This is a genomic window from Cyanobacteriota bacterium (assembly GCA_025054735.1).
In the GTDB taxonomy this organism is placed as follows: Bacteria; Cyanobacteriota; Cyanobacteriia; order SKYG9; family SKYG9; genus SKYG9.
In genome coordinates this window covers 1-6,773 of record JANWZG010000206.1, presented here as the reverse complement: position 1 = coordinate 6,773, position 6,773 = coordinate 1, and the positions used below count along the sequence as shown (strand labels likewise).

Genomic DNA, 6,773 nt, shown 5'->3' with positions numbered 1-6,773 from the left:
GGTGGTGTTGTCCCTAAACAGTACATTCCTGCGGTTGAGCACGGTATACGAGACTACCTGGTACATGGCCCCTTAGGCTTCCCCGTCGTGGATGTAGATGTCACCCTCACCAATGGCTCCTATCATTCTGTTGATAGTTCCGAACAGGCTTTTAAGCAAGCAGCCCGCCTTGCCATGCAAGCAGGAATGGCTAAGTGTCAACCCGTATTGCTAGAGCCAGTCTTGAATGTCACGATTTCCGTGCCCTCAGAATTCACCTCCAAGGTGTTGCGCTTAGTGAGTGGGCGGCGGGGCCAAATTCTTGGCTATGATGCCAAGGCAGACTGGGCGGGGTGGGATGACGTATTTACCCAAATTCCCCAGGTGGAAATGCACGACCTAATTGTGGAACTCCGCTCTCAAACAATGGGGGTTGGTTTCTTCTGTTGGGAGTATGACCACCTACAAGAAATGCCAGAGAAACTGGCAGAGCGAGTATTGCTGGCTGCTAACGGCAATAGTCATCAGGGTAACGATCGCTAGCCGCAATAGCTATTCGTATTACTGTTCGTATTGACCGGTCAGCACCCTAGGAACAAACCAGGGGCTAGGCGTTCTTGAAGAAGCGGATAATTTCACGCACATGGTCGAGGAACTGAGCATCGGTAGAAAGGCGTGCAATCGCCTGTTCAGCTTCCCTAGATAGGCGTTGGTGATCGGTCTGGTTGGCAATTTTTAGCTCTTCTTGGCTAGAGCTTAGATGAGTCAGGTCTTGGCGCAGTGACTCTAATCGTCGTTCTACAGACACTGCCCACGATCGTGGATCGGCCCGGTCTATCTGGGCCTTGGTGCTAGCTATGTCTGATTCCAGTTTGCCCAACCGCGTCAAGACATCCTTAATGTCGTCACGGGGATACTTGAAATCTTGGCGAATCATGGCAAGGCGGGCGGACAGGTAACCATAGGTCGCAATTGCTGGACGGAGTGCGGTCAACAGCAAGGCTGCCCCCGAACTGACATAGCCTACACTAGAAATTCCCAGGGCAGCAAGGGTGTACAGTCCAATGGCTGAGAGTACGTGCAGTGTAATTGCTATCCATAGCGATCGCCGGGCCACCATCTGGGCATAATTAAGTTTCCTCGGTTCCACTATGATACCGTTTTCAGCAGAAACAGCAGCCTCTGCTAGCACCTGCTTCGCATCAAAGTAAATATTCCACGGTACCGGTGTCACCACTAGCAACCACCAGAAGCTTGCTGCACCGATGATCCAGTCTACAAAGTTCCCTGCTGGCACTTGCAACCACTGCAATACACTAAACACCAGCAGCAATGCTATTGCTAAAGCTCCCCCAAATCCCAATATGCTGAAATACATAGTTGATTCTCCTAAAGCACTAGCTATTTGCTCGATTTGCTACCTCCATCATCCAGCACGAGGCAGTGAGCATATTAGTGAGGTGTGCAGGTTATAAAGTTGGCCATGATTAGGGCATTCTTAGCCATGATCACCTAACTATTGGGCAGCTAGTGGACTACTGATACTTTTTCTCCAAAAGCTAGCTACATACCCTATTAGTTCGTAGTAAGGACTTAAGTCTTTACTACAAGCTATCTACATCGATAGTTCGGGGAATCGGTGTTATAACATTCGGTCTAAAGTTCCTCTGCCAAATGTGAAGCAAGGGGTTTGGGGTAAGGGTCACGTTGCCAACCCCAAACGTGAAAATCTAGATCACAAGTGCTCTTCCAGCTACCCACTACTAGCAACTGATGACTAACCGCATGACAACTGATACTGATGCCCTCCACCGGGAAGCCTTGGCCCTGCACCACACGGGGCGCTACGGGGAAGCGGAGGCTATGTACCAACAGTTCCTCCGTCATCATCCTGAAAATGCTGATGCATGGCGCAATTTGGGCATGGTTTATTATCAGCAGCAACGCTACGAGGAGGCCAAACAAGCGTTACAACAGGCGCTGGCAGTAGACGATCGCAAAGCAATTCAACATTACTGCTTTGGGTTAGTGTTGGAGCAACTAGGAGAGGTAATGGCTGCCATTCAAGCCTACCAGCAAGCACTGGCGATCGAACCAGCCTTAATCGATGCCTATAGTGGTCTAGGCCATTTGCTAGAAACCACAGGCCAGTTGTCAGAGGCCGCGGCGGTGTATCAGCAAGCGATCGCCATGGATGCGACCTACGTGGGAGGGCACCTGAACCTAGGCAATGTATTCCTCGCCCTAGGGCAGCCTAGTGATGCTATCCACGCCTACAAACAGGCATTGGCTCTACAACCTACCAATGCAGATATTTTCTACAATTTAGGGATAGCCTTTGACCAGTTGCAGCAGCCACTTTCAGCAGCATTTTGCTACGGATATGCAGCGTTTCACCAGCGGGACTATGCCTCGGCAGTTCACTATTTTGAACAAGTCATCGCCACTGAGGTGCTGGAACTAGACTGCTATTTAGCAATAATCGAAGCCTACAGACACTTAAACCAGCCGGAGGATGCCGATCGCATTGCCCGCCTAGGTCTACACCATTATCCCACTAGCCACGAACTCTACATTGAGTGGTTAAGAACCCTCCATCATTTCCATCGTGAACAGGCTGCTCTGGAAGTAGCTCAAGCAGCCTCACAGCAACTACCTCAGGAGTTAATTTTTCAGCTCTACCAACGGTTGTTTTTGCCCATGATGTATGACACCCCAGAGGATGTAGTACTGTGGCGGCAGCGTTTTAGTGAGGGTATGGCAACCTTAGCTCAGGAGCCAAACAATAGCTTCACTGATCGAGACAGTGTTTTACGGGCTATCCGTTACCACAATAACTTCTACCTCCAGTACCAGGGATACAACGATCGTGACCTACAACAACAGTATGGGCGGTTTGTGCAGCGGGTAATGGCTACCTACTACCCAGACTGGAGCCAACCTCGTCCCCAGCTAGGGCTAGCTCTGGGAGGAAAGATTCGAGTAGCTTACATCTCTGAAGGGTTTTCTTACAATGTTGCTGGTAAATTGCTGCCTAGCTTGTATCGCTATACTGATCGCCAACAGTTTGAGATTTATACCTACCTCACTAGCGAAGAGTCCGATTACGTTACTAGCCAATATCGGCTATACAGTGACGTGTTTCGTCAACTGCCAGAGTCTGTAGAGCAGGTCTGTGCCCAGATTGCGATCGATGCCCCCCATATTGTGGTGTTTCCCGCGATCGGGATGCGTCCGTTTATCACAGAACTGGCCTGTTTACGTCTAGCCCCAGTGCAATGCACCACATGGCTACACCCCACAACCTCTGGCATCCCCACCATTGACTATTTTTTGGGCAGTGATGCTATGGAGCCTGATAATGCCCAAGATCACTATTCAGAAACCCTAGTGCGATTGCCTAACCTGGGTATTCCCTACCCTACCCCTGTCTTGCCGCCACTAACCTGTCAGCGATCGGATCTGGGCTTGCCCGATGACACTCTACTCTATGTTTCCTGCCAAGCTTTGCCCAAATATTTGCCTCAGTATGACTACCTGTACGCTGAGATTGCCCATCAGATGCCTGAAGCCAAACTAGTGTTCGTTCGCCACGTCAGTGCATCCGTCACAGATTTGTTTTGCCGACGGCTCCAGCGAGCCTTTGCCCAACTTGGCCTAGACTACCACAACCATTGCATCATTCTGCCCAGGCTCCAGCGTGACCGCTACTTTGCCCTGTTACAGTTAGCAGATATTTTCCTCGATACCATTGGTTGGTCAGGCGGGGTGACCTCCGCAGAAGCCATTGCCTGTGGACTGCCGATCGTTACTTGTCCCGGCGAGCTAATGCGCGGACGACAATCCTACGGCATGTTGAACCTGATTGGGGTGACAGACACAATCGCCCACAGCCCTCAGGAGTACATAACCCTGGCGGTGCGTCTAGGACAGGATCAGACTTGGAGAGTTGATGTGAAACGTCGATTGCTGGAGCGGTGTACCCGTCTGTATGACGATCGTAGCTGTGTAACCGCCTTAGAAAGCTTTTATCGCCAACTAGTTATCGCCAACTAGCTATAGCGCTCCTTTTCAACTATTATCTAGGGTCTAGCTCTAAACCCGTCTAAGCTGATGCACAGCATATCAACCAGCCAGTTAGCCAGAGAGGTTTCGCCCAGTTCCCTCAACCGCGATACACCTGCCGTAATTACTGCTTGGTCGGTGGAGGTTGCACCATAGATGGACAGAGCAGTCAACATTTGGCAAATGCCACTGTGATCAGAGCGCACAAACTGAACAAAAGATTCAACTTGTTGGTCGTCAACCGAGGGGTGAGTTACGTTTGGTGAATTCATCATGTCAGCAACGTCTAACTAAACTAAGTGTAACCAACAAAACAGGGACAAATTACTGGTCACCGAGAGCCATCACCAGCGTGATTATTGGTGGCTCACTGAAGAGTCGACAACTCATCAACAACCTGGACTCGACCGCGACGAACGGCATAGAGAATGCGATCAATGCTTTGAAGATCGTGTTCATTTACAGAATCATCGAGCAATGCTGTCAACATGCCGTACTGGTCAGCCTTACTAATTGTCTTGGTCTTGGTCACTTGTAAAAACATCTCCGAGAGGGCTGTCGGTAAAAGATTCATTGCAGACATACAACTCCTTGAAATCTATGTTTACAACTATCGGAGATTCCTAGGAGATGTTGCGTGATGCGAAGGTTTGTAGCTTGTGAAATTCCAGCTAGTTATTGGCGCTCCAGATCACCATAGAATTGTGATCTGACACAGAATAGGGTGCAGGGTTGCTACGAATGCTACGGAAACAATTACCCATAACGGAGTTACTGGACGCAGGACTATGTCAAAAGCACTTTACATCCTGGCAGAGATGGACGATCGCGATATTGAGTGGCTAGCTACGGCTGGTCGGCAGAAAGTAATTCCACCAGGTAGCGTTTTAATTGAGCATACTGTTCGTCCTGATGCACTGTACGTGGTGTTATCGGGCATGTTGTCAGTGCAAGTCGATACCCCTCAGGGCTTACATGAAATTGCTCAGCTAGAAACAGGGGATATTGTGGGTGAAATGTCCTTCATTGATGCTCGGTTGCCCTCAGCCACGGTTATAGCACTAGAAGAGACATTGGTTTGGGCAATTCCATGGACAAAGTTGTCATCTAAATTAATGCTTGACAACAGCTTCGCTTCTCACTTCTACCACGCCATGGCCGTTTTGCTGTCTGACCGTGTGAGGAAGCTTCTTAAGCAGGTAGATGTCTTCCGGATGGAAAATTTAGAGCAGCCTACCGAAGAAGACCTTAGCCCAGAGGTTATGAATCGTTTTGACCTGGTAAGAATCCGCTTCGATTTTCTGCTGCAACGACTGCGAGAACAGAAATATTGACGGTGACATACTCTCAATCTTGTAACCTAACGTGCATTCAATCAACATGCATCTGCCTAGTACAGCATTCGTAGTCAATTAGTGGTCAATTATCTGCACATGATGACGAAATGCCAACGGAGAGTGGATAATCTCTAGCGATCGCTATTGTGTCTGGTCTCGGTAGGGCGGTATTCTCATGACGATGTAACCTTTTGCTGCACGGCGACTCCATTGGCTACTCTACCCATGACCCGACCTACTCCTATTACGCTGCTACGATCCGTCAGTCTTTCCACCTGGATTTTGTTCTCCTTGGGCATCGGGATTTTAGCCGGAGCAGGTCTGCACGAATTTGCCCCTGCCGCGATCGTTCCCCTAGACCACTACCTGCTGTCCCCACTCGGTAATGGATTTCTACGCATTATTCAGTTTGTGGTGGTGCCCACTGTGTTTTGTTCCCTAATTTTGGGACTCACGCGCATTCAAAATGCCTCTCAAGTTGGACGCTATGCTGCCAAGCTGCTGAGTCTATATGCCATTACCAGCGCGATCGCCGTGGCGATCGGCCTTATAGCCGCGCTGATTCTGCAACCCGGTAGTGGCTTTGGAGGGCTGTCTGCTGAAGGAGTTGCCATCACCAGTTCTAATCAGTCCATTTTGGATTGGTTAGTCAGCCTGATTCCTGTTAACCCATTTGAGGCCCTGAGTACGGGTAATTTGCTCCAGGTAATTGGTTCCGCAGCCCTAATTGGCATTGCCTGTCAGCGTATTGGCCATCGAGCAGACCAGTTTCTGCAAGTAATCACCAGTGTCTACGACATTACAGAAACTATCCTGTCCATGATTCTTTACCTAGCTCCCGTAGGCGTATTTGCCCTCATCACCTCAGTGGTGGCTATTCAAGGACTAGGGTTGATCATACGGTTGTTTCTCTATGTAGCAGGTTTGTTTCTTGCCAGTTTGGTCATGGCTGCGCTGTACATGCTGATGTTACTTGTGTTACGAGCAAAACCAATTGAATTTCTCAAGGCATTTGCGCCTGCCTTTTCTCTAGGGTTTGGCACGGCTAGCTCAAATGCTGTGCTGCCGATCGGACTACGCAACGCCCAAGAGGTCTACGGCATTCGGGAAGAGGTTGCCAGTTTCGCTATCCCCCTAGGGACTGCCCTTAAGCGAGATGGGTCTGCTATTCTTCAGAGTTTCAACGCCCTGTTTATAGCTCAGATTTACCACATTCCCATAACCCCCCCACTGTTGATGGTGATCGCCATCAGCGCATTCTTTGTTTCCTTTAGCACTCCTGGTGTTCCTGGTTCGGCGATCATTATGATGACTACTGTGCTGTCAGCCGCTGGGTTGCCCCTTGAGGGAGTCACAATCGTCGCAGGCATTGACCGCCTTACCGACGGCTTT

Annotated in this window: 7 protein-coding genes; 4 read left to right on the top strand and 3 right to left on the bottom strand. The window is 49.7% G+C overall.

Annotated elements, in window-relative coordinates:
• A partial coding sequence (locus tag NZ772_11065) for an elongation factor G (protein ID MCS6814088.1) occupies positions 1-522 on the top strand: 522 nt, incomplete at its 5' end.
• Between the two features lie 64 nt (positions 523-586).
• On the opposite strand, the gene NZ772_11060 is transcribed toward NZ772_11065, so the two are convergent.
• Positions 587-1,357 carry a hypothetical protein gene (locus NZ772_11060; GenBank protein MCS6814087.1) on the bottom strand — a complete coding sequence of 257 codons (771 nt, stop codon included), beginning with the start codon at positions 1,355-1,357 and terminating at the stop codon, positions 587-589.
• Positions 1,358-1,764: 407 nt separating this feature from the next.
• Between NZ772_11060 and NZ772_11055 the strand changes: the two genes are divergently transcribed.
• Positions 1,765-4,035, top strand: coding sequence for a tetratricopeptide repeat protein (locus tag NZ772_11055; protein ID MCS6814086.1), 2,271 nt, complete (start codon positions 1,765-1,767; stop codon positions 4,033-4,035).
• Between the two features lie 26 nt (positions 4,036-4,061).
• Here the strand turns inward: NZ772_11055 and NZ772_11050 are convergent, their stop codons facing one another.
• Together NZ772_11050 and NZ772_11045 are read right to left on the bottom strand one after the other, a co-directional pair.
• Positions 4,062-4,319: a hypothetical protein gene (locus NZ772_11050; protein MCS6814085.1), complete on the bottom strand. Its 258-nt coding sequence runs from the start codon at positions 4,317-4,319 to the stop codon at positions 4,062-4,064.
• 92 nt (positions 4,320-4,411) lie between these two features.
• Positions 4,412-4,618 (bottom strand): hypothetical protein, encoded by a 207-nt coding sequence (locus tag NZ772_11045; protein MCS6814084.1) that lies wholly within the window; start codon positions 4,616-4,618, stop codon positions 4,412-4,414.
• 214 nt (positions 4,619-4,832) lie between these two features.
• Here NZ772_11045 and NZ772_11040 point away from each other — a divergent pair, with 214 nt between their 5' ends.
• Both NZ772_11040 and NZ772_11035 read left to right on the top strand, forming a co-directional pair.
• Positions 4,833-5,378: a cyclic nucleotide-binding domain-containing protein gene (locus tag NZ772_11040; GenBank protein MCS6814083.1), complete on the top strand. Its 546-nt coding sequence runs from the start codon at positions 4,833-4,835 to the stop codon at positions 5,376-5,378.
• A gap of 228 nt (positions 5,379-5,606) precedes the next feature.
• Positions 5,607-6,773 (top strand): dicarboxylate/amino acid:cation symporter (locus NZ772_11035; protein ID MCS6814082.1); only part of this gene is annotated, 1,167 nt, incomplete at its 3' end.

What these genes read in the sequence shown, in the direction of transcription:
- NZ772_11055 (MCS6814086.1), top strand. Translation starts at nt 1,765, where the DNA reads ATGACAACTGATACTGATGCCCTCCACCGGGAAGCCTTGGCCCTGCAC.
- NZ772_11050 (MCS6814085.1), bottom strand. Translation starts at nt 4,319, where the DNA reads ATGATGAATTCACCAAACGTAACTCACCCCTCGGTTGACGACCAACAA.
- NZ772_11060 (MCS6814087.1), bottom strand. Translation starts at nt 1,357, where the DNA reads ATGTATTTCAGCATATTGGGATTTGGGGGAGCTTTAGCAATAGCATTG.
- NZ772_11045 (MCS6814084.1), bottom strand. Translation starts at nt 4,618, where the DNA reads ATGAATCTTTTACCGACAGCCCTCTCGGAGATGTTTTTACAAGTGACC.
- NZ772_11040 (MCS6814083.1), top strand. Translation starts at nt 4,833, where the DNA reads ATGTCAAAAGCACTTTACATCCTGGCAGAGATGGACGATCGCGATATT.